General features: G+C 74.5%; 19 protein-coding genes. 13 read left to right on the top strand and 6 right to left on the bottom strand.

Translation table 11 applies throughout. From position 1 onward, the window contains the following. Positions 1 to 28 precede the first annotated feature (28 nt). Positions 29 to 466 carry a VOC family protein gene (locus tag IF651_RS11395; RefSeq protein WP_191829236.1) on the top strand — a complete coding sequence of 146 codons (438 nt, stop codon included), beginning with the start codon at positions 29 to 31 and terminating at the stop codon, positions 464 to 466. Between the two features lie 41 nt (positions 467 to 507). Here IF651_RS11395 and IF651_RS11390 read toward each other — a convergent pair whose 3' ends face one another. Then, positions 508 to 1,464 (bottom strand): Ppx/GppA phosphatase family protein, encoded by a 957-nt coding sequence (locus tag IF651_RS11390; RefSeq protein ID WP_191829235.1) that lies wholly within the window; start codon positions 1,462 to 1,464, stop codon positions 508 to 510. Positions 1,465 to 1,677: 213 nt separating this feature from the next. Here IF651_RS11390 and ggt point away from each other — a divergent pair, with 213 nt between their 5' ends. Beyond that, complete coding sequence (ggt, locus tag IF651_RS11385) at positions 1,678 to 3,525, top strand: gamma-glutamyltransferase (RefSeq protein ID WP_191829234.1); 1,848 nt, start codon at positions 1,678 to 1,680, stop codon at positions 3,523 to 3,525. 81 nt (positions 3,526 to 3,606) lie between these two features. Here ggt and IF651_RS11380 read toward each other — a convergent pair whose 3' ends face one another. Beyond that, positions 3,607 to 6,309, bottom strand: a complete 2,703-nt coding sequence (locus IF651_RS11380) for a GH92 family glycosyl hydrolase (protein WP_191829233.1) — start codon at positions 6,307 to 6,309, stop codon at positions 3,607 to 3,609. Between the two features lie 134 nt (positions 6,310 to 6,443). Here IF651_RS11380 and IF651_RS11375 point away from each other — a divergent pair, with 134 nt between their 5' ends. Further along, complete coding sequence (locus IF651_RS11375; RefSeq protein WP_191829232.1) at positions 6,444 to 6,758, top strand: hypothetical protein; 315 nt, start codon at positions 6,444 to 6,446, stop codon at positions 6,756 to 6,758. Between the two features lie 21 nt (positions 6,759 to 6,779). On the opposite strand, the gene IF651_RS11370 is transcribed toward IF651_RS11375, so the two are convergent. Further along, the gene (locus IF651_RS11370; protein ID WP_191829231.1) at positions 6,780 to 8,165 is read right to left on the bottom strand and encodes a glutamyl-tRNA reductase; all 1,386 of its coding nucleotides are present in this window, start codon (positions 8,163 to 8,165) and stop codon (positions 6,780 to 6,782) included. A 50-nt stretch (positions 8,166 to 8,215) separates the two neighbouring features. Here IF651_RS11370 and IF651_RS11365 point away from each other — a divergent pair, with 50 nt between their 5' ends. From IF651_RS11365 to hemL, 6 genes are all read left to right on the top strand, one after another. Further along, entirely contained in the window at positions 8,216 to 9,466 is a 1,251-nt protein-coding gene (locus IF651_RS11365; protein ID WP_191829230.1) for a uroporphyrinogen decarboxylase family protein, read from the top strand. Further along, a complete protein-coding gene (locus IF651_RS11360; RefSeq protein ID WP_191829229.1) occupies positions 9,463 to 10,944 on the top strand; it encodes a protoporphyrinogen/coproporphyrinogen oxidase in 1,482 nt (493 codons plus the stop codon). Before IF651_RS11365 ends, IF651_RS11360 begins: the two co-directional genes overlap by 4 nt. A gap of 162 nt (positions 10,945 to 11,106) precedes the next feature. Further along, positions 11,107 to 12,222 carry a hydroxymethylbilane synthase gene (gene hemC / locus IF651_RS11355; protein ID WP_241744372.1) on the top strand — a complete coding sequence of 372 codons (1,116 nt, stop codon included), beginning with the start codon at positions 11,107 to 11,109 and terminating at the stop codon, positions 12,220 to 12,222. Beyond that, a complete protein-coding gene (locus tag IF651_RS11350; protein ID WP_191829227.1) occupies positions 12,219 to 13,262 on the top strand; it encodes a uroporphyrinogen-III synthase in 1,044 nt (347 codons plus the stop codon). Before hemC ends, IF651_RS11350 begins: the two co-directional genes overlap by 4 nt. A 53-nt stretch (positions 13,263 to 13,315) precedes the next feature. Further along, entirely contained in the window at positions 13,316 to 14,344 is a 1,029-nt protein-coding gene (gene hemB / locus IF651_RS11345; protein ID WP_191829270.1) for a porphobilinogen synthase, read from the top strand. After that, positions 14,344 to 15,684, top strand: a complete 1,341-nt coding sequence (hemL, locus tag IF651_RS11340) for a glutamate-1-semialdehyde 2,1-aminomutase (RefSeq protein WP_191829226.1) — start codon at positions 14,344 to 14,346, stop codon at positions 15,682 to 15,684. The genes hemB and hemL overlap by 1 nt, the downstream gene beginning before the upstream one ends. A gap of 30 nt (positions 15,685 to 15,714) precedes the next feature. Here hemL and IF651_RS11335 read toward each other — a convergent pair whose 3' ends face one another. Both IF651_RS11335 and IF651_RS11330 read right to left on the bottom strand, forming a co-directional pair. Further along, entirely contained in the window at positions 15,715 to 16,311 is a 597-nt protein-coding gene (locus IF651_RS11335) for an HdeD family acid-resistance protein (protein WP_191829225.1), read from the bottom strand. Positions 16,312 to 16,446: 135 nt separating this feature from the next. After that, on the bottom strand, positions 16,447 to 17,556 hold the full coding sequence (locus IF651_RS11330) for a DUF2330 domain-containing protein (RefSeq protein ID WP_191829224.1): 1,110 nt from the start codon (positions 17,554 to 17,556) through the stop codon (positions 16,447 to 16,449). A gap of 136 nt (positions 17,557 to 17,692) precedes the next feature. Between IF651_RS11330 and IF651_RS11325 the strand changes: the two genes are divergently transcribed. The 4 genes from IF651_RS11325 to IF651_RS11310 all read left to right on the top strand — a co-directional run bounded on the left by IF651_RS11325 (position 17,693) and on the right by IF651_RS11310 (position 21,382). Further along, positions 17,693 to 18,040, top strand: a complete 348-nt coding sequence (locus IF651_RS11325) for a metal-sensitive transcriptional regulator (RefSeq protein ID WP_191829223.1) — start codon at positions 17,693 to 17,695, stop codon at positions 18,038 to 18,040. Between the two features lie 58 nt (positions 18,041 to 18,098). Beyond that, positions 18,099 to 18,410, top strand: a complete 312-nt coding sequence (locus IF651_RS11320; protein ID WP_191829222.1) for a heavy-metal-associated domain-containing protein — start codon at positions 18,099 to 18,101, stop codon at positions 18,408 to 18,410. A 201-nt stretch (positions 18,411 to 18,611) separates the two neighbouring features. Then, a complete protein-coding gene (locus IF651_RS11315; RefSeq protein ID WP_191829221.1) occupies positions 18,612 to 21,140 on the top strand; it encodes a heavy metal translocating P-type ATPase in 2,529 nt (842 codons plus the stop codon). Beyond that, positions 21,137 to 21,382 carry an SDR family oxidoreductase gene (locus IF651_RS11310; protein ID WP_191829269.1) on the top strand — a complete coding sequence of 82 codons (246 nt, stop codon included), beginning with the start codon at positions 21,137 to 21,139 and terminating at the stop codon, positions 21,380 to 21,382. Before IF651_RS11315 ends, IF651_RS11310 begins: the two co-directional genes overlap by 4 nt. Here IF651_RS11310 and IF651_RS11305 read toward each other — a convergent pair. Beyond that, complete coding sequence (locus IF651_RS11305; protein ID WP_191829220.1) at positions 21,372 to 21,536, bottom strand: hypothetical protein; 165 nt, start codon at positions 21,534 to 21,536, stop codon at positions 21,372 to 21,374. The two genes, IF651_RS11310 and IF651_RS11305, sit on opposite strands and share 11 nt — an antisense overlap. Positions 21,537 to 21,582 lie beyond the last annotated feature (46 nt).

The following is a 21,582-nucleotide window of genomic DNA, read 5'->3' as shown; positions in this document are numbered from 1 at the left end:
AGTCCGTCGCCGCGAGAGGAGACACGCGATGCTCACCCTGTCCCACACAACCGTGTTCGTGCTCGACCAGGACTCCGCGAAGGCGTTCTACACGGACGTCCTCGGTTTCGAGCTGCGCGACGACGTCTCGATGGGCGCCGAGTTCGAGGGGGCGGGCGCCGGCTTTCGGTGGCTCACCGTCGGCCCGCAGGGCGACCCGAGCCGGACGATCGTCCTGTCCGACTGCTCGATGGGGCGCGACGCCGAGAGCGCGGAACAGCTCCGGTCGCTGGTCGCGAAGGGCACGATGGGCGCCGGCGTGATGGAGACCGACGACTGCGAAGCGACGTACCGCGAGCTCAGCGCGAAGGGCGTGACGTTCCGCCAGCCGCCGGTGCACCGCCCGTATGGCGTCGAGGCGGTCTTCACCGACGACTCGGGGAACTGGTTCAGCCTCACCGAACGCGCTGCGCCCGTCCGAGGATGACGCGGTCGCGGCGCGCGCGGTACGGCGAGCCTCCAGACCCCTCAGATGTGGTCGAGCCGGCGCAGGATCGCGCCCTCGCGCAGCGCCCACGGGCAGATCTCGAGCTCGTCGACGCCGAGGGACTTCATGGTCTCGACGGCGACGACGCCGCCCGCGACGATCTGGAACGTGCGCTCGGGGGTGATGCCCGGCAGCGCAGTGCGCCCCTCGGCGGTCAGGCGCGCGAGCCGCGGCACCCAGTCGGCGAGCTGAGAGCGGCGCATGCGCCAGCGCTCGTCCGGCCCGACGACCTCCAGCTGCATGCCGGCGAGGCGGGCCAGCGAGCGGAAGGTCTTCGACGTCGCGACGACGTGGTCGGGCCGCGGGAGCCGCTCGAACGCCTCGACGGTCGGTGCGAGCGTCGCGCGCACGTGCTTGCGCAGCGCGTCGACATCGGCCGGGTCGGGCGGGTCGCCGGGGAGGTAGGCCATCGTCATGCGCCCCGCCCCGAGCGGGACCGACGTCGCGAGGTCGGGTTCCTCGTCGACGCCCGTCGCGATCTCGAGCGACCCACCACCGATGTCGAGGACGAGGAGGCGGCCCGCCGCCCACCCGTGCCAGCGGCGCGCGGCCAGGAACGTCAGGCGTGCCTCCTCCTCGCCGGACAGCACCTGCACCGTCTGCCCGACGCGCTCGCCGATCGCGGCGAGCACCTGCGGCCCGTTCGTCGCGTCGCGCAGGGCCGACGTCGCCATGGGCAGCATCTCTTCGACCTCGGACTCCCGCGCGAGCGCCATCGCGTCGTCGACGGCGGCGAGCATGGCGGCGACGCCCTCGTCCGACAGCGAGCCGTCGGCCTGCAGGTAGCGCATGATCCGCACGACCGTGCGCGTGCCTGCCGTCTGGACCGGCCGGGCGGTGTAGGCGGCGTCGATGACGGCGAGGTGCACCGTGTTCGAGCCGATGTCGAGGACGCCGAGGCGCGTCGTCCGGCGGTCTGTCGGGTCCGTGGTCGTCACAACCACCGAGGCTACTCGCGCGGACCGCCCGTGACGGGGGCTCGGCGCGCGAGATCCGCCGCCCTGCGCGACCGTGGGTAGACGAGGACCCCTGCTCACCGAGGGAAGACGACCATGGACCACCGCAGCTCCGTTCGTCCCGGCCCCCGCAGCTCCGACTTCCGCAATACCGGCCACCGCAGTCCCGGCCGGCCACGTCTCGGCGTCCGAACCATGGCAGCGGTCGCCGCCGTCACGCTCGCCGCGACGACCGTCGTCGTGGGCGCCGCCTCTGCGACCACCGTCGACGCCGGCCACGTCGCCGACAGCGGGTCGCAGGGCGGGTGGCACGGCGGGCGGGACGAGAAGGTCCCGACCGCCGTCGGGTACGGGGGTGCGGTCAGCACCGTCGACCCGGAGGCCAGCCGGGTGGGTCTCGACGTGCTGCGTCGCGGCGGGAACGCCGTCGACGCCGCCGTGGCCACCGCGGCGGCGCTCGGCGTCACCGAGCCGTACAGCGCCGGCATCGGCGGGGGAGGGTTCTTCCTCCACTACGACGCGCGGACGGGCGAGGTCTCCACGATCGACGGGCGCGAGACGGCGCCGATGGACATGCCGCGCGACGCGTTCATCGACCCGGCGACAGGCGCCCCCTACCCGTTCACGCCCGAGCTCGTCACCAGCGGGGTCTCCGTCGGCACGCCCGGCACGCTGGCCACCTGGGAGACCGCGCTCGACGAGTGGGGGACCTACTCGCTGGGCAGGGCGCTGGCGCCCGCCACCGTGCTCGCCCTGCGCGGCTTCGTCGTCGACGAGACGTTCCGCCAGCAGACGCTCGACAACGCCGAGCGGTTCGCCGCCTTCCCCGCGTCGGCCAAGCTGTTCCTGCCGCGCGGCGACGCCCCGCGCGTCGGGACCCGGTTCCGCAACGTCGACCTCGCGAAGACCTACACCCTGCTCGCCCTGCTCGGCACCGACGTCTTCTACGAGGGGCGTCTCGCCCGTGAGATGGTCCGTGCCGTGCAGGACCCGCGAACCAGCCGGGACACCGACCTGCCCGTGCCGCCCGGCTACCTCGCGCTCGACGACCTCGACGACTACGAGGCCCTGGTGCAGGAGCCGACCGTCTCCGACTACCGCGGGTACGACGTCTACGGCATGGCACCGCCGTCGAGCGGCGGCTCCACCGTGGGCGAGGCGCTGAACATCCTGGAGACGTTCGACCTCGCCGGCATGTCGGACACCGAGTACCTGCACCACTACCTCGAGGCCAGCGCCCTCGCGTTCGCCGACCGCGGCGCGTACCTGGGTGACGCGGCGTTCGTCGACGTGCCGCTCGAGACCCTTCTCTCCGACGAGTTCGCGGCCTCTCGCGCGTGCCTGCTCGACCCGGACGCCGCCGCGCCCAAGCCCGTCGCGGCGGGCGACGTCGACGCGTACGACGCCGCGTGCAGCGAGACGGCCGTGGAGCAGCGCGAAGACACCGAGAACATCTCCACGACGAACCTCACGGTCGTGGACCGGTGGGGCGACGTGGTCGAGTACACGCTGACGATCGAGCAGACCGGTGGTTCAGGGATGGTCGTGCCGGGCCGCGGGTTCCTGCTCAACAACGAGCTCACCGACTTCTCGCTCGTGTGGGACGAGGACGACCCAAACCGCATCGAGCCCGGCAAGCGACCGCGCTCGTCGATGGCACCCACGCTCGTCCTGCGCGACGGTGAGCCCGTGCTGGCGCTCGGCTCCCCCGGCGGGTCGACCATCATCACCACGGTGCTCCAGACGCTGACCAACCACCTCGACCGGGGCATGCCGATCGACGAGGCGCTCGCCGCGCCGCGCGCCACCCAGCGCAACACCGCGAACGTCATCGCCGAGCCCGAGTTCATCCAGGCCTACGGGCCGGGGCTCGAGGAGTACGGACATACGCTCGTGCCGTCTGGCGACTCGTTCACCTCCGCCGCGGAAATCGGTGCGGCGACGGCCGTGCAGATCGGCCCGGACGGGCTGCTGACCGCCGTCGCCGAGCCGCAGCGCAGGGGTGGGGGCTCAGCTCTGGTGCTGAAGCCGGTCAGGAACTGAGCCTGGCCGACCGACGACGAGGGCCGTCGTCGGGCACCTGCTGCCCGACGACGGCCCTCGTCGCGCGTCTCGACCCGCGGTTCAGCAGCCCAGGGCGTCGTACCGTGCCTGCACCGTCGTCGGGACGCCACCGGCCGGCGTCGCCGTCACGGTCGCGACCCCGGCGTCGACCGCGTCCGCGCGGACGCTGAACGACTGGTACGCGTTGCGCCCCGGCGCGACGTCCGCGAACGTCCGCGACCCGAACGGCGTCGACAACGTCACGTCCGCCGGCACGTCGCCGGTGTTCGTCGCCCGCACCGCGACGTACGCGGTCCCCGCCAGGCAGCGCGTGGAGGCCTGCACGTCGACCGACGGCGTCGCCGCGTCCTCGGCCGAGACGCTCGGGATGCGGTCGGCAGGGGCGGTGCCCCACGTCAGGCCCTCGCTGGAGTCCGACAGGTCGAAGTCGAGCGAGCCGCCGCCCTGGAGGGCCGACACGTCGAGCCAGGCCGCCGTGTGGTCCGCGCCGTCGACGGTGACGCCCGCGACGTAGCTCGGGAGCTTCTCGTTCGCGCCCTCCGCGGAGATCGAGAACGGCGCGCCGCCGTCGGGCGTGACGGTCGCGGACTGCACCTTGGGCGCGTTGAGCGCCAGGATGCCGGAACCCGGCTCGACGGGCTGGAAGCCGAGCGCTGCCATGACGTACCAGGCGCCGAGCGTGCCGAGGTCGTCGTTGCCGACACCGCCGTGCGGGGAGTCGGGGAAACGGTTGAGGTTGGCCGCGAGGACGTCGTTCGTCTTCCACGGCTGGCCCACGAACCCGTAGAGCCACGCGTTGCCGATCGTGGGCTCGTTGCCCGGGTTGTAGTGGATCGTCGTGTAGTACGCGCTACCGCCGTCGGCCCAGGCGTCGGGCGAGACGCCCGGCTCCGCGGCGAGCGCGTCCTGGTCGAAGTAGTAGTCGAGGCGCTCGACGAACCCGTCCTCCCCGCCCATGGCGTCGACGAGACCCGGGACGTCCTGCGGTGCCATCCACTGGTACTGCCACGGCACGCCCTCGTGGAAGCCGGAGCGCGTGACGTCGGTCAGCTCGGGCAGGGTCGCGAACTCACCCGTGGGGCGCTTCGCGTTGACCATGCCCTGGAACCCGCCCGACAGCTCGACGTCGGGGTTCCACAGGTTCTGCCAGTTGCGTCCCTTCGCGAGGAACGCCGAGACGTCCTCGGTGCGGCCCGTGCGCTGCGCCGCGGCACCCACGCTCGCGTCGGCGAGGGCGAACTCCATGGTCGCGGACCCGCCGTGGCGGTACTCCTCGAACTGCCCGCCGAGGCCGCCCTCGTTCTCCGGGTAGAACGGGATGTGGCCGTTCTCCTCGTAGAACTCGACGCTCTGGCGCCCGACGGACTCGACGTCGTCGGGCGGGGTGGTCGTGGCGTTCTCGACGAGGTAGTCCCACAGCTCGTCGGAGATGTCGTCGGGGACGGTGCCGAGCGCGAAGTTCTCCGCGATCCACGGCGTCACCGGGTCGCCCGCCATGATGTTGGTCTCCAGCGCGCCGAGCGACCAGCGCGGCAGCCAGCCGCCCTCGACCCGGTGCTGGTACATCGAGCGCACGATGTCCTGCGCGCGGTCCGGTACGAGCAGCGCGTGCAGCGTCGCCTGCGTGCGGTACGTGTCCCACAGGGAGAAGGTCTGGTAGTAGTCCCAGCCGTCCGTCGCGTGGACCGCGAGGTCGGTGCCGCGGTAGCGGCCGTCGACGTCGGAGCCGATCGTCGGGGACAGCAGCGTCTTGTAGAGCTGCGTGTAGAACACGCGACGCTGGTCAGCCGACGCCTCGATCTCGACGCGGCCCAGCTCCGTGTTCCACGCGTCGCGCGCCTGCTCCCGGACGGTGTCGAACGCGACCTGGGTGCCGTCGTCGTCCGTGGCCTCCGCCTCGCGGTTGGCGCGCGCGCCCTCCACGTCGACGAACGACACGCCCACGGCGACCTCGACGTCCTGGTCCTGCGTCGTGTCGAACACGGCGACAGCGCCGTTGTCGCCGCTGTCGCTCTCGCTCTGCGCGGAGCCGGCGACGTACTCGCCGTCCTCGCCCCACGTCCCGGTGGACGCGGCCGGGCGATCGAACGTCGCCGAGAAGAAGTAGCGCTGCTCGTCCGGCGTGCCGCCGCAGAAGCCGCCGTTGTCGACCCAGCCCTCGAGCGTGTGGTCGTCCACCCACGTGACGTCGCTCGCGCCCGCGTCACGCAGCGTCTGCCCCACGTTGAACGACAGGTGCGACGTCGTGGACGCGGGGAACGTGTACCGGTGCAGCCCGACGCGCGTGGTCGCCGTCAGCTCGGCGTGCACGTCGTTCGCGAGCGTCGCCTCGTAGAACCCGGCCGACGCGTGCTCCGTGCCGTCCTCGATGTCGATGAAGTCCCGCGTGGTGCGCGGGGCCTCGGACGTGTCCGGGGTGACCAGGAGCTCACCGGCGGCCGGGCAGCCCGCGCTGTTCACGTGCCGGTGGCTGAAGCCCCACACGCGGCCCGCGTCGTTGCTGTACGACGTCGAGCCGTACGTGTTCGTGTTGTCCGGGCTGAGCTGCACCATGCCGAACGGCACCGTCGCGCCCGGGTAGGCGTTGCCCTCGTCCTCGGTCCCGACGAACGGGTTGACCTCCTGGGAGAGGTCGGAGCCCGACGGCGCAGCAGCGGTCCCGGTACCCGCGGAGCCCGGTGGGGCAGCGGTCGCAGGAAGCCCGACGGCGACGAGCGCAGTCCCGAGCAGTGTGGCGGTCAGAGCAGTGGGAAGGGATCTCATTCCTCGTCCTCGTCGACGGTGGGGGGCAGGTGGCCCGCGGGTCCCCGACACCATCGCACGCCGATGACTGCGCTGTCACATCGAGAGACGCGCTCTAGCCCGACCGGCAAGATGCGATGACTGATAGGAGCGAGGTGGAGGCGCTGGTTGCGCGCATGGCTGAGGAGTCCGAGGCCCGGCGCCATGACGCGCTGCCTGGCGACGCTGTCGGCTCTCGCCGCACCGGTGGCGACCCTCCGAAGGTGCTGTCGGTGCGCTTGACCGCTGAACAGCACGATCGTCTGGCCGCACTGGCAGCCACTCGTGACCTGCCGATCTCGACGATGGCTCGGCTCGCCATCCTTGAGACGCTCGACTCGCAGCACGCCGCGCCCGGTCCCGTCGACACAGCCGTGATCACCGAGGCGCTGCGCGAGGTCATCCGACCGGAGTTCCTCCGCGCCGGCTGATCGGCGACCCGCCCTGGGTCGTCAGACGATCCCCGCGTCGGCCTCCGCGATGAGCGCCTCGGCGTCGTCGACGACGGACCGCTCGGCCGACCGGGCGGCCGCGACGGCCTCGGCGCGCGCGGCGACGATGGCCTGGTGCAGGTCGGCGTGCACGCGGCGGCGCACGGTGCGCGCGATCTCCTCGGCCTCGTCGGCGCTCACCGGGTCGCCGTCGGCCGCGCGCAGCGCGACGACGTCCGCGACCTCGCCGAGGATCCGGCGGTCGGCGTCGGCGAGCAGCGCGACGACGGCGGTGTCCGCCGCCCGGCCGAGCCGGCTCTCCTCGAACGCGTGCGCGGCGTCGTCCACGATCGAGCGGGCGCGGTCCACGGTCCCCGACGCGACGGCGGGCGAGTGCGCCGCGAGCGTCGCGAGGTCGTAGAGCAGGACGCCCTCCACGTCGGCGACGTGCGGGTCGACGTCGCGGTGCAGCGCGAGGTCGAGCACGACCATCGGCCGTCCGCCGGGCCGCTCCCCCGCCGTGACGGCGGCCCGCTCGCGCGCGCGGACGACGGCCGCGGCGTCGAGCACGTGCTCGATCGCCTGCTCACGACGGGCTGCGGTGCCTCCCGCGCGGCCCTCGCCCGCGCCGTCGACCATGCGCCCGCGAGCGCCGCTGCACGAGACGACGAGGTCGGCCTCGCCGAGCGCGTCGACCAGGTCGTGCGTGGCCTCGACCCCGCGCGCCGCGGCGAACTCCTCGGCGCGGCCGGACTGCGAGTACACCCGCACGTCGTGGCAGCCGAGCGCGCGCAGCGCGGCGAGGCTGGCACCCGCGTAGGACCCGGTGCCGATGAGGACGGCGCGCACCTGCTGCCACGGCGGGAGCTCGGCCGCGGCCAGGTCGAGCCCGAGGGCGACCACGGACCGCCCGGCCCCACCCAGCGCGGTGTCGGTGCTCACGCGCTTGGACGTCCGGGACGCGGTCTGGAACAGCAGCTCGAGCGTCGAGGACGTGACGCCGTCGGCGTGCGCGACCTCGAGCGCACGCTTGACCTGCCCGGCGATCTCCCGCTCCCCCACGACCATCGAGTCCAGCCCGGACGCGACGGAGAACAGGTGCTCCGCCACCTCGCTGCCCGCGCGGGTGCGGAAGGAGGTCGCGGCGTCGGGCACGGGGACGCCGGACGCGTCGGCCACGAGACGCGCGACGTGCCCGGTCGCGTGCCGCACGCCGGGCCCGTCGAGGGGTGCGTCGACGTCGAGGTACAGCTCGAACCGGTTGCACGTCGCGAGCACGACCGCACCGGTGATGACGTCGCAGGAAGCGACCGCGGACCCGGCGATCGAGTGGGCCCCGGTGGAGAGTCGTTCCAGGGCGTCGAGGTCGAGCTCGTGGTGGCTTGCCGTCAGGGAGAGAAGAGCCACAGTGCCTCCGATTCAACCATTTCCCCGGGAGGGAGGCAGAATCGTGAACTGTGATTCCTGTCGCCCTTTCCTCCGGCCACCCCCTCGTCGACGGCCGCACCGCGCAGTCCCCGCTCGTGCGCGCCCTGCGCGCGGGCACGACACAGGAACGGCCTGAGTCCACACCCGTGTGGTTCATGCGCCAGGCGGGACGCTCCCTCCCGGAGTACCGCGCCGTGCGGGAGGGCACGACGATGCTCGACGCGTGCCTGCGCCCCGACCTCGCGTCCGAGATCACGCTGCAGCCGGTCCGCCGCCACCGCGTCGACGCGGGGATCTTCTTCTCCGACATCGTCGTGCCGCTGCGGCTCGCGGGCGTCGAGGTCGACATCGCGCCCGGCGTCGGGCCCGTCATGGGCCAGGCGTACCGCACGCCCGAGGACGTCGCGCGCCTCGTCGAGACCGAGATCACCCCCGAGGCCCTGGAGCCGATCGCCGAGGCCGTCGCGCTGACGGTCGACGAGCTCGGCACCACGCCGCTCATCGGGTTCGCGGGCGCGCCGTTCACGCTCGCGGCCTACCTCGTGGAGGGTCGCCCGTCGCGCGACCACCTCGCCGCGCGCTCGATGCTGCGGGGCGACCCGGAGACCTGGCAGCGCCTCGTCGACTGGGCGGCGGACCTCACGGGCACGTTCCTGCGCGCCCAGGTCCTCGCGGGCGCGAGCGCGGCCCAGCTCTTCGACTCGTGGGCCGGGTCGCTCTCCCTCGCCGACTACCTCGACGGTGCCGCCGGTGCGTCGACGCGCGCGCTCGCGCACGTCGCCGACCTCGGGGTCCCGGCGGTCCACTTCGGCACCGGGACCGGTCACCTGCTGCCGGCCATGCGCGACGTCGCGCTGGCCGCCGGGGTCCGGGACGTCACCGTGGGCGTCGACTACCGCACGCCGCTCGACGAGGCCGCCCGGCTCCTCGCCGACACCCCTCCCACGGCGCCCGCCCGGCCCCGTCACGCGGCACCGGACGGCGCACAGCCCGACGCCGCGGGCGCGGTCGCCGGGTCCGCGCGGACCGGCGTCGTCCCCCTGCAGGGCAACGTGGACCCCGCACTCCTCACCGCGCCCTGGCCGGTGCTCGAGGCCCACGTGCGCGACGTGCTCGCGCGTGGCGCCGCAGCGCCGGGCCACGTGCTCAACCTCGGCCACGGCGTCCCGCCGGACACCGACCCGGACGTGCTGACGCGCGTCGTCGAGCTGGTCCACCGCGAGGGCCGTGCCGCGGTCGACCGCACGGCGGACGACGAGCAGGCGGCCGCGGTCCGATGAGCGCCACGGCCGCCGGGACCCCACGCGCGACGTCCTGGGTGGACGCCGTCGTCGTCGGCGCCGGGATCGGCGGCCTGACCGCGGCCCGGACGCTGCGCGAGCGCGGGCTCGACGTCGTCGTGCTCGACGCCGCCCCGGTCGCGGGCGGGCCCGTGCGGGGCGAGGCGCTGCCCGGGCTCGACGGCGTGCGCGTCGACGTGGGCGCGGAGTCGTTCGCCACGCGCGGCACGGCCGTGGGCGACCTCGTGCGCGAGCTGGGGCTCGACGTCGTCGAACCGTCGGCGGTCGGCGCCTGGGGGTACTCCGCGGGCCGGGCGTTCCCCCTGCCGCGCGCGGGCGTGCTCGGCATCCCGGCTCGCCCGTGGGCGCCGGACGTGCGCCGGGCGGTGGGGATCTCGGGGTCCCTGCGCGCGAGCCTCGACCGGGTGCTCCCCCGCCGGTTCACCGAGACCGGGACGCTCGAGTCGCTCGTCCGCTCGCGCATGGGCACCCGCGTCACCGAGCGGCTCGTGGCCCCCGTCGCCGGCGGCGTGCACTCCGCACCCCTGGACCGGCTCGACGTGGACGCCGTCGCGCCCGGACTGCTCGCGGCGGTCGAGCGCGAGGGATCGCTGGCCCGTGCGGTCGCGTCGCTGCGCGCCCTGGCCCCGGCCGGCTCGGCGGTCCGCGGCATCGACGGCGGCATCCACCGCCTGACGGAAGCGCTGGCGACGAACCTGGACGTCCGCACCCAGCACGAGGTCGTCTCGATCACCCGCGCCCCCGGCCGAGAAGTGAGCTCCGGCCCCGGGATCGAGCCGATCGCGGGCGGCAGCTTACGTCTCGGCGACTGGGTGGTGCGGGCGAGCACCCCGGACGGGGAGGTCGAGCTCGTCGCGTCCCGGCTCGTCGTGACCACGTCCGGGGTCGTCGACCTGCTCGGGCCGCTCGTCGGCGGGGCCGCGGACCTCCTGCCCGACCCCGAGCCCGGGGCCGACGTCCGCCTCGTCACCCTCCTGCTGCGCGCGCCCGAGCTCGACGACTCGCCGCGCGGCACCGGGATGCTCGTCGCGCCGCCGCACCGGGACGCGGGTCGCGAGCCGCGGCTCCTGGACGTCGAGGCGAAGGCGCTGACCCACTCGACCGCGAAGTGGCCGTGGCTGCGGGCGCGCGTGCGCGAGGTCGCCGGACCCGGTCACCACGTCGTCCGGCTGAGCTACGGCCGCATGGGCGTCGCGAGCGAACCCGACCTCGACCGGGTCCTGCTCGACGCGTCCCGCCTGTTCGACGTCGACCTCCACGGGCGCGTGCTGGGTCACGTCGTGACCCGCTGGAACGGCGCGCTCCCCCCGCCGACGCCTGCCTACCGGCGCGAGGTCGCGTCGTTCACCGCCCGGGTGGACGACGTCCCCGGCCTCGCCGTGACCGGCGGCTGGATCGCAGGGACGGGCCTCGCGTCGATCGTCGCGCACGCGCAGGAATGCGCGCGGGTGCTCTGAGAGAAAGTCGCGCGCGAAGGCCGCAGAATGAACAATCCTCTGCGCGCGGAAATGACATCGCGTCCGCATCGAACTGACCGTTCGTCACGACAACATCACGTCGACGCCACGGCCCTGCGTTCACGGACCGGGCATTTCGAGAATGCACGGACGCGGAGGACACTGGGGACCGTGAGCAGCACCCAGCCCCTTCGCGTCGGTACCCGCGGCAGCGCGCTCGCGACCACCCAGACCGGGCACGTCGCGAGCCGCCTCGCGGAGCTGACCGGGCGCGACATCGAGACCGTCCGCATCCGCACCGAGGGCGACGTCCTCACCGGATCGCTCGCCCAGATGGGTGGGACGGGCGTGTTCGTCACCGCCCTGCGGTCCGCTCTGCTGGACGGGCGCTGCGACGTCGCGGTGCACTCCCTCAAGGACCTGCCGACCGAGCCCGCGCCCGGCCTGTCGATCGTCACGCCCGAGCGCGAGGACCCGCGCGACGCCCTGTGCGCGCGCGACGGGCTCACGCTCGCGCGGCTCCCGCGCGACGCGCGCGTGGGGACCGGCTCGCCGCGCCGCGCCGCGCAGCTGCGCGCCGTCCGGCCCGATCTCGAGGTGATCGACATCCGCGGCAACGTCGGGACCCGGCTCGCCCGCGTCCACGGCGAGGAGGCGGACCTCGACGCGGTCGTGCTCGCCCACGCGGGCCTCCTGCGCCTCGGCCTGGAGGAGCACGTCACCGAGGCGCTCGAGCCCACGGTCATGGCTCCCGCGGCGGGCCAGGGCGCGCTCGCCGTCGAGGTCCGGTCGTCGTCGCTCGACGACGCGGTCCTGGCCGGCGCGCTCGCGGCGCTCGACCACGAACCGACCCGGCTCGCGGTGCTCGCCGAGCGCGCGCTGCTCGCCCGTCTCGAGGCCGGCTGCGCCGCCCCGGTCGGTGCGCACGCGACGCTGGACGGCGGGGTCCTCACGCTGGCCGCCGTCGTCGCCCGGGTCGACGGGACCGAGCAGCTCAGCCACACGGCCCGCACGGAGCTGCCCGGTCCGTCGCTCCCCGACGCCGCGGCCCCGCACACGGCGCGCGCGCGGGACGACGCCGCCCGCGACCTCGGGACCCGGGTCGCCGACGCCCTCGTCGCCGACGGCGCGTCGCGGCTCGCACCGCTGCGCGCCCCGGATCCAGGCGCGGGCGCGGCCACGCCCCGCCCCGTCGTCGAGCAGCCGACGCCGGGCCCGACGCCCGAGAGCGCGCGACGCGCGCTGCGCGACGGCGGCTACCGCGGGGAGCAGGCGTGACACCCGGTCCGCTGCGCGACCCGTCGCGCGGCCCGGCGCCCGTCGTCCCCCCTCGTCGCGAGACCCGCGTCCCTCCGGAGGGCTCGGACCGCGCGGAGACCGGTCCCGGACCCGGCCGCGGGCCGCTCGCCGGGCGAACCGTGCTGGTCCCCCGGTCGACCGAGCGTGCCGCCGGTCTGGCCACGACGCTGCGCGCCGCGGGCGCCCGCGTGCTGGTGAGCCCGGCGATCGAGCGCGCCGCCGTCGCGGACACGACACCGGTGGACGACGCCGTCGCGGACCTCGGTCGCGGCACCTTCGCCTGGGTGGTCGTCACGAGCGTCAACGCGATCGACGAGCTCGCCGCGAGCGCCGCCCGACGCGGCACGACGCCGGCGGACCTCGCGCGCGGGGCCCGGTGGGCCGCCGTCGGGCCGGCGACGCGGCGCGCGCTCGAGGCGGTCGGCGTCGCCGTCGATCTCGAGCCCGAGGAGAACTCCGCGCGCGGGCTGGTCGCAGCGTTCCGCGCTCTCGCCGGCGAGCACGGCGCCTCCCCGGCGGACCCGGACTCCTCCGCCGGACCCGGTGCCGCGGCGCGGGTGCTGGTTCCCCAGGGCGACCTCGCGGCGAGGACGATGGCGGACGGGCTGCGCGGGCTCGGGTTCGAGCCGTGCGTCGTGACCGTGTACCGGACCGTCGCGCACGACCTGTCCGCCGACGTCGTCGCCGCGTGGCGCGCGGGCGAGGTGGACGCCGTCGTGCTGACGTCCGGGAGCGTCGCGCGCGAGATCGCGCGCCAGCTCGGGCCGCGCGACGACGTCGCGGCCGTCGCGATCGGGGAGCCCACCGCGCGGGCGGCGCGCACCGTCGGGCTGCGGCTCGACGCCGTGGCGCAGCGCCCGACGGACGACGCGCTCGCCGCCGCCCTCGGCACCGTCCTGTCGGCGACCGCTCCCGTCCGGGTCGGCCCTGGTTCCGACCCGACCGGAAGCGCCGACCCGAACGACGGTGCCGAGCCCATCGACAGCGCCGCCCCGACCGACGGAGGAGACCCCTCGTGACCTCGCACCCCACCCGTCCGCACCGGCCCCGACGGCTGCGCACCACCGCGCGCATGCGTCGGCTCGTCGCGGAGACGCGCCTGCACCCGGCCGACCTCGTGCTGCCGCTGTTCGTCAAGGAAGGGCTGGCCGAGCCGCACCCCATCTCGTCGATGCCCGGCGTCGTGCAGCACACGGAGGCGACCCTCGCCGAGGCGGTGCGCGACGCGACGCGCGCGGGGCTCGGCGGCGTGATGCTGTTCGGCATCCCGGCGCTGCGCGACGCCACCGGGACCGAGGCGGACGCGGAGGACGGGATCCTGCAGCGCGGGATCCGGATCGCGCGGGACGCGGTCCGCGAGGCCGAGGCCGCAGGCACCGGTGGCACGGGTGGCACGGGTGGCACGAGTGGCAGGGTCGGACCTGTCGTCATGGCCGACACGTGCCTCGACGAGTTCACGGACCACGGGCACTGCGGTGTCCTGACCACCCGGCACGACGGCTCGCGCGAGGCCACGGTGGTCGACAACGACGCGACGCTGGAGCGCTACGCGACGATGGCCGTCGCGCAGGCCCGGGCCGGCGCGGACGTCGTGGCGCCGTCGGGCATGATGGACGGCCAGGTCGGCGTGATCCGCGCGGCGCTGGACGAGGCCGGGTTCGCCGACGTCGGGATCCTCGCCTACTCCGCGAAGTACGCGAGCGCGTTCTACGGGCCGTTCCGCGAGGCCGTGGACTCGGCGCTGCAGGGCGACCGGCGGACCTACCAGATGGACGCGGGCAACGCGCGCGAGGGTCGGCGCGAGGCGGACCTCGATCTCGCCGAGGGTGCGGACATGGTCATGGTCAAGCCCGCCGGGTCGTACCTCGACGTGCTCGCCGCGGTGGCCGGCACGTCGCCCGTGCCGGTCGCGGCGTACCAGGTGTCGGGCGAGTACGCGATGATCGAGGCCGCTGCGTCGAACGGGTGGATCGACCGGCGCGGCGCGATCACCGAGTCCGTGCTCGGCATCAGGAGGGCCGGCGCGGACGTGATCCTCACCTACTGGGCCACCGAGATCGCGGGCTGGCTGCGCGACGAGACGTTCGGAGGAGCGCGCTGATGACGAGCACGACCGACAACCACACCGCGTTCGTGCGCGCGCAGGGCGTCCTGCCCGGCGGCGTGAGCTCGCCCGTGCGGGCGTACGGGTCCGTGGGCGGCGACCCCCGCTTCATCGCGTCGGCGCGCGGCGCCTACGTGACCGACGTCGCGGGGCGCGAGTACGTCGACCTCGTGTGCTCGTGGGGGCCGGCGCTGCTGGGCCACGCGCACCCCGAGGTCGTCGCCGCGGTGCAGGACGCCGCGGCGCGCGGCCTGTCGTTCGGCGCGCCGACGCTGGGCGAGGTCGCGCTGGGCGAGGAGATCCGGCGCCGCGTGCCCGCGGTGGAGCGGGTGCGTCTCGTGTCCACGGGCACCGAGGCGACCATGACGGCGATCCGCCTCGCGCGCGGCGTGACCGGTCGCGACCTGGTCGTGAAGTTCGCGGGCTGCTACCACGGGCACGTCGACGCGCTGCTCGCCGAGGCGGGATCCGGCGTCGCGACGCTCGCCCTGCCGGGGTCGGCGGGCGTGACCGAGGCCAGCGCGGCCGAGACGCTCGTCCTCCCGTACAACGACCTCGGCGCCGTCGAGCGCGCGTTCGCAGAGCGCGGCTCGGAGATCGCGGCCGTCATCACGGAGGCGAGCCCGGCGAACATGGGCGTCGTGCCGCCGACCGAAGGGTTCAACGAGGGTCTGCGGCGCATCACCGCGCGGCACGGTGCGCTGCTGGTCCTCGACGAGGTGCTCACGGGGTTCCGCGTCGGGCCCGGCGGGTGGTGGGGGCTCGAGAACTCCGTGCTGCGGAGCCAGGGCGCCGAGGGGTTCACGCCCGACCTGTTCACGTTCGGCAAGGTCGTGGGCGGCGGGATGCCGGTCGCGGCGCTCGGCGGACCGGCCGCGATCATGGACCGGCTCGCGCCGCTCGGGCCTGTGTACCAGGCGGGCACGCTGTCAGGAAATCCTGTCGCCGTGGCAGCGGGCCTCACGACGCTGCGCCTGGCCGACGCCGCGGTGTACGCGCGCGTGGACGAGGTCGCGTCCGTGCTGTCGTCGGCCGTCGGCGAGGCGCTCGACGCCGCCGGTGTGGCGCACCGCGTCCAGCGCGCCGGGTCGCTGTTCTCCGTGTTCTTCGGGGAACTGGCCGCGAGCGCCGGCGTCCGGGACTACGCCCAGGCCCAGGCGCAGGAGTCGTTCCGCTACCGCGCGTTCTTCCACGCGATGCTCGACGCAGGGGTCAACCTGCCGCCGTCGGTGTTCGAGGCGTGGTTCGTCTCGGCCGCGCACGACGACGGTGCCGTCGAGCAGATCGTCGAGGCCTTCCCCGCGGCTGCCCGTGCCGCGGCGGCGGCCGTCGACTGACCCGGCACCGACGCCCGCGCGCCCGTCGGGTCAGTAGCCCCGGGCGGCCGCGGTGCCGGCCTGCTTGCCGAGGCTGCGGATCTGGAAGCCGAACGCGACGAGCATGATCCCCCAGATGATCGTGAAGACGGCGATGAGCCACACGATCGAGACGAGCCCGGCGTTGACGTTGAACAGCACGAGGAGGCCGAAGACGAGCGCGAGCACGCCCGCGAAGACGCCCCATCCCCAGCCGCTGCCCGGGACCTTGCGCAGCTCGAGGCTCGAGATCGACTGGAACAGGCCGTAGACGACCAGCCAGAAGCCGACGATCCAGGTCAGCACGATGGCGGTCTTCCCCGGCCACACGAGCAGCAGGATGCCGACGGCGAGGCTGAGCACGCCCATCGTCACGAGCAGCGCCGTGGCACCACCAGTGCCGCGGCGACGGATGCCCTCGACGATCTCCAGGATGCCGTCGACGACCGCGAAGATGCCGATCACCCAGATGAGGGCGGCCGCGGTGATGCCGGGCCAGGCGATCGCGACGATGCCGAGCGCGATCGCGACCACGCCACGGATCAGCGGCCAGTACCAGACCTGCTTGGCCGTGGTCGAGAACGCGGAGAGGATCGGGTCCTGGGTCATCGTGGCTCCTGGGCGGATCGCTGGGGCGGATCGGTGGCGAGGATCGGTCAGCGAGTCGAGCCGGCCGTCCCGTCGACGGGCGTTTCGGTCCTCATGTAACACCTCGAGGCGCGCGCTGTCGCGGCGACGCGCACGTCAGGCCCGGACGGGCCGGTGCACGGCGGGGACGCGGAGCGCGGCGCGGTGACGACGCGACCCCCACACGAGGAGCGCGGCGAGCACCAGCACCCCGCCGAACGCGAGGACCGGCCCGGCGAGGAACGGGCCGACCCGCTTGTCGACGACGACGGCGTACGAGTGCGCGACGGTCGCGTCGGTGGGCGCCTGCGCGAAGGTGAAGTCGGAGACGATCTCGGCGCCCGGGTCGGTGAAGGTCTGCTCGTACGCCGTGACGTACGGCCCCTGCGCGAGCAGGGCCGCGAGCTCGGCCGAGCGGACGGAGCCCGCGTCCACCCGGCCCGCGTACCGCACCTCGGGCGCGGTGGTCCTTGCCGTCTCGTCGGAACGGTTCATGCGGTGGTCCGCGAGGACGTAGGTGCGCGTGCGCTGCTCGGCAGAGGCGGCCGACGACATCCGCATCGGGTACACGAGGGTGTCGCTGGGGAACGTGACGCGCAGCGGCTGCAGGGTCCCGTCGAGCTGGCCGGCCGCCTCGGGCGCGAGGCGCGCGGCGACGAACGACCACTTCTCCTCGACGTACGGGGCGAGAGCCTTCTCGATCGACGGCGAGAGCTCGAACTCGCGCTCCGCGAGCCAGGACCGGAGCGCCTTCGCGTCCGTCGCTGCGAGGGTCGTGACGTCGAGCGGTCCGAGACGCACCTCGTCGAGCACCGCGACCGAGGGTGCGCCGCCCGCGGAGCCGTCCTCGAGCCCGAAGGACAGCTCCGGCCACCACCGGTGCTCGGACACGACGGGTCGCGGCGCGGTGACCTCGTCGAGCTCTCGGAAGATCTCCGGGTCGGCGAGGGCGACCTCGGCCGGCGCCGGCGTGGGCAGGAGCAGACCGACCTCCGGTGCCGTGGAGAACGCGGCCAGCTCGAGCAGCACGGTCTCGGTCTCGCCGTCCCACAGCAGCGCTGCGGTCTCCGCGGTGACGGCCGACTCGTACGCGGCGCTGTCGACCACGGCACCGCACGCGCACGCGCTCGCGGGCGGCGCTCCGACGACGGCTCCGGCAGCGAGCGCCGCGCCGACGAGGACCGCCCTGGCCCCCTTGCGCACCGCCTGCCGTCGTCGACCGGTCATGCCTGGGACGCTAGGTCGAACGCCGAGGCATTGCCCGTCGAACGGAGAATCGTGACCCTCCCGTGACTCTGCACCCTTGACGGAGGTACCCCCTAGGGGTATGGTCGAGCCAACACCTTCGGCCTCTGGAGGGGACATGGACGGCACGACCCAGGGCGTCGTGGTCGAGCTCGCCGACACCGAGCACGTCGACCACTCCGGTCCGCACGGATACGCTTCCGACAAGCAGGCGTACCTCAAGCGGATGCGACGCATCGAGGGGCAGGTCCGCGGCATCGCGCGGATGATCGAGGAGGACGTGTACTGCATCGACGTCCTCACCCAGGTCTCCGCCGTGACCAAGGCGCTCCAGGCCGTGAGCATCGGCCTCGTCGAGGACCACCTCGGGCACTGCGTCGTCGACGCCGCGAAGCGGTCCGACGACGAGGGCGCCGCCAAGGTCCGCGAGGCCGCGAACGCGATCGCGCGCCTCGTCCGCAGCTGACAGTTCCGAACCGACCCGCCACCCGGTCCGCCGGGGCACCGAACACCCGAGGAGAACCATGAGCACCGTCACGACCGTGGGCGTCACCGGCATGACCTGCGCCAACTGCGTGTCGCACGTGACGACGGCCGTCGAGTCCGTCGACGGCGTCGAGAACGTCAGCATCGAGCTGCGGGTCGGCGAGGCGTCCGAGGTCACCGTGTTCTCCGACGACCCGCTCGACGAGGCCGCTCTGCGCGGGGCGATCGCCGAGGCCGGCTATGAGGTCGCGACGATCGAGGTCCAGCAGGACGCGCTCGCGACGCAGTACCGCGAGCAGTCCGCGGAGAAGCAGGCGGCGCACGACCTCTCCATCCACACCGAGGGCTGACCGCAGCGCCCTCGGCGCACCCGCACCGATCTGCACCGATCTGCACAGCCCTGCACCACGTGTGCACCCTCGCGGACCACCCGCCTACCGTCGCCACCGCGACCCGGGTCCTTCGCGCCGCGCCCCGAGGGGCGCCCACGCCGTGCCGTCCGCCACCCCGGACCGCGCCGGTGACACCACGCGAACCTTCGAGGAGTCACCATGACCGTCCCTGCCGAGCAGACCGCTGACCGGTCCCGCCCGCTCGACCCCCAGCCGCTCGCCGAGGTCGACCTCGCGATCGAGGGGATGACCTGCGCGTCGTGCGTCGCGCGCGTCGAGAAGCGCCTCAACCACGTCGACGGCGCCACGGCGACCGTCAACCTGCCGCTCGAGAGCGCGCACGTCACGCTCGCCGGCACGGTCGACGACGCGGACCTGGTCGCCGCCGTCGAGAAGGCGGGCTACCGCGCTCGCGTCACGACCCGCCGCGAGCTGCGCCCGGCCCCGGCCGCATCCCCGACCGATCCGCCGGACGACCCCGACACGTCCGCGCCGACGCGCAGCCGCGGCGCGGACCTGCTCCGGCGCCTGCGCGTCGCCGCCGTGCTCACGGTTCCCGTGGTCGCCCTGTCGATGATCCCCGCGCTGCAGCTCCCGGGGTGGCAGTGGGTGGTCGCGGCGCTGGCCCTGCCCGTCGTGACCTGGGCGGCGTGGCCGTTCCACACGGCCGCGTTCCGCGCGGCCCGGCACGGGGCGTCGACGATGGACACGCTCGTCTCGATCGGCGTGGTCGCGGCGACGCTCTGGTCGGCGTGGGCCCTGCTCCTGGGCGGGGCGGGCGAGATCGGGATGCGCATGCAGCCGTCGTTGATCCCGTCCCGCGGGCACGACGGCGCCCCGGAGCTGTACTTCGAGGTCGCCGCGGTCGTCACGACTTTCCTGCTCGCCGGCCGGTACGCGGAGCACCGCTCCCGGCGCCGCGCGGGCGACGCGCTGCGGTCGCTGCTCGAGCTGGGCGCCAAGGAGGCGGAGCGGGTGCTGCTCGCCCCGGACGGCTCGCCGCGCACGGGGCCCGACGGCGCACGCGTCACCGAGCGCGTCCCGGTCGCCGCCCTGGGGGTCGACGACCTGTTCGTCGTGCGTCCCGGGGACAAGGTCGCGACGGACGGGGTCGTCGTCGAGGGCACGAGCGCCGTCGACACGTCGCTGCTCACGGGCGAGCCGGTCCCGGTGGACGTCGCCCCCGGCGACGACGTCACGGGCGCGACGGTCAACACCTCGGGCGCGCTGCTGGTCCGTGCCACGCGCGTCGGCGAGGAGACGACGCTCGCACAGATCGGTCGGCTCGTGTCCCGGGCGCAGACGGGCAAGGCACCCGTGCAGCGCCTCGCGGACCGGATCTCGGCGGTGTTCGTGCCGGTCGTGCTGGTGCTCGCCGTGGCGACGCTCGCGGGCTGGCTGCTCGCCGGTGCGGGCGCACAGTTCGCGTTCACCGCCGCCGTCGCCGTGCTGATCATCGCGTGCCCGTGCGCGCTGGGCCTCGCGACGCCGACGGCGCTGCTCGTCGGGACCGGGCGCGGTGCGCAGCTCGGCGTGCTCATCAAGGGACCGGAGGTCCTGGAGTCGACCCGCCGCGTGGACACGGTCGTGCTCGACAAGACGGGCACCGTGACCCAGGGCGCGATGGCGCTGGAACGGGTCGTGACGCCGTCGGGCACCCTCGACCTGTCAGCGCCCCGTGACCCCGGGGAGTCACCGCCTGCTGACCACGACGCGGAGGACGCGCTGCGCCACGCGGGCGCGGTCGAGTCGCTGAGCGAGCACCCGATCGCGCGCGCGATCGCCGCCGCCGCCCGCGACCTGTCAGCGTCTCGTGAGCCCGGGGGCTCACCAGGCGCTGACAGCTCCGGCGGGGCTGTCGGCAGCGACCGGGTCGGCGTCGGTTCGTTGCAGGCGTTCGACTTTCGGAGCACGGCCGGGGGCGGGGTCGAGGCCGTCGTGCGGACCGCGCACTCCGGCCTCTCGCTCGGCTCGGGCGACGGCGGGCTGAACGCGCGGCGCGTGCTCGTGGGACAGCCCGCGTGGCTCGCCGGCCAGTCGGTCGCGACACCGACCGAGCTCGACGACGCGTTCGCCGACGCCGAGCGCAGGGGGGCGAGCGCCGTCGTCGTCGCGTGGGGCGGCCGCGCCCGCGCGGTCCTCGTGCTGCGCGACCCGGTGAAGCCCACGTCACGCGAGGCGGTCGCCGAGCTCACGGCGCTCGGCCTGCGGCCCTACCTGCTCACCGGGGACGGCGAGGGTGCGGCGCGGGAGGCGGCACGCGCCGTCGGGATCGCGGACTCGGACGTCACGGCGCGGGTCCGCCCGGAGCAGAAGGTCGACGTCGTCGCCGGCCTCCAGCGCGAGGGCCGGGTCGTGGCGATGGTCGGGGACGGCGTGAACGATGCCGCCGCCCTCGCCACCGCCGACCTCGGGCTCGCGATGGGCACGGGCACCGACGTCGCGATCGAGGCGAGCGACCTCACGCTCGTGCGGGGCGACCTGCGCAGCGCGGCCACCGCGATCCGGCTCTCGCGCGGGACGCTGCGCGTCATCAAGCAGAACCTGTTCTGGGCGTTCGCGTACAACGTCGCAGCGATCCCGCTCGCGGCCGCCGGGCTGCTCAACCCGATGATCGCGGGTGCGGCGATGGCGGCGAGCTCGGTCCTCGTCGTCGGGAACTCGCTGCGCCTGCGCCGGGCGGGCTGAGCGCCCACGGCACGGTCCAGGGTGCGAGCCCCGCGGCGTCTGCCCACGATGGCGGCACACGACGAGGGGAGCACCCGTGGACCTGGGCATCGAAGGACGCGTCGCGACCGTCCATCGAGGTGGAGCGACGCGGGCGGCCCGAGGAGGTCGCGGCGGCAACCGCGTTCCTGTGCTCGGCGCGCGCGAGCTACGTCATCGGGTCGAGCTACCGGGTCGACGCCGGCTCCGTCGTCACGATCTGAGCGGCACGCGCCGCTCGGCCATGTTCGAGATCAGCGGGCAGCGACGACCCGGCCTGCGATCGACGAGACCGTCGAGCGCTGGGACCACCTGCTGCTCGGCGACACGTTCCCCGCCGATCTCACGGACCACGACGAGCGGGCGTTCACCGCGCACGACGTGAAGCTGGTCCGTGCGACCACGGTGACGGGGGGCGAGGTGC

The sequence above is a fragment of the Cellulosimicrobium arenosum genome, from assembly GCF_014837295.1.
GTDB classification, from domain to species: Bacteria; Actinomycetota; Actinomycetes; order Actinomycetales; family Cellulomonadaceae; genus Cellulosimicrobium; species Cellulosimicrobium arenosum.
The sequence above is the reverse complement of the archived record's forward strand: the minus strand, read 5'-3'. Positions and strand labels throughout refer to the sequence as shown.

Bases quoted from the DNA above. Each gene is read 5' to 3' on its own strand.
- IF651_RS11335 (WP_191829225.1), bottom strand. From the start codon at position 16,311: ATGACCCAGGACCCGATCCTCTCCGCGTTCTCGACCACGGCCAAGCAG.
- IF651_RS11330 (WP_191829224.1), bottom strand. From the start codon at position 17,556: ATGACCGGTCGACGACGGCAGGCGGTGCGCAAGGGGGCCAGGGCGGTC.
- hemL (WP_191829226.1), top strand. From the start codon at position 14,344: ATGACGAGCACGACCGACAACCACACCGCGTTCGTGCGCGCGCAGGGC.
- IF651_RS11395 (WP_191829236.1), top strand. From the start codon at position 29: ATGCTCACCCTGTCCCACACAACCGTGTTCGTGCTCGACCAGGACTCC.
- IF651_RS11360 (WP_191829229.1), top strand. From the start codon at position 9,463: ATGAGCGCCACGGCCGCCGGGACCCCACGCGCGACGTCCTGGGTGGAC.
- IF651_RS11315 (WP_191829221.1), top strand. From the start codon at position 18,612: ATGACCGTCCCTGCCGAGCAGACCGCTGACCGGTCCCGCCCGCTCGAC.
- IF651_RS11320 (WP_191829222.1), top strand. From the start codon at position 18,099: ATGAGCACCGTCACGACCGTGGGCGTCACCGGCATGACCTGCGCCAAC.
- IF651_RS11325 (WP_191829223.1), top strand. From the start codon at position 17,693: ATGGACGGCACGACCCAGGGCGTCGTGGTCGAGCTCGCCGACACCGAG.
- hemB (WP_191829270.1), top strand. From the start codon at position 13,316: ATGCGTCGGCTCGTCGCGGAGACGCGCCTGCACCCGGCCGACCTCGTG.
- IF651_RS11380 (WP_191829233.1), bottom strand. From the start codon at position 6,309: ATGAGATCCCTTCCCACTGCTCTGACCGCCACACTGCTCGGGACTGCG.
- ggt (WP_191829234.1), top strand. From the start codon at position 1,678: ATGGCAGCGGTCGCCGCCGTCACGCTCGCCGCGACGACCGTCGTCGTG.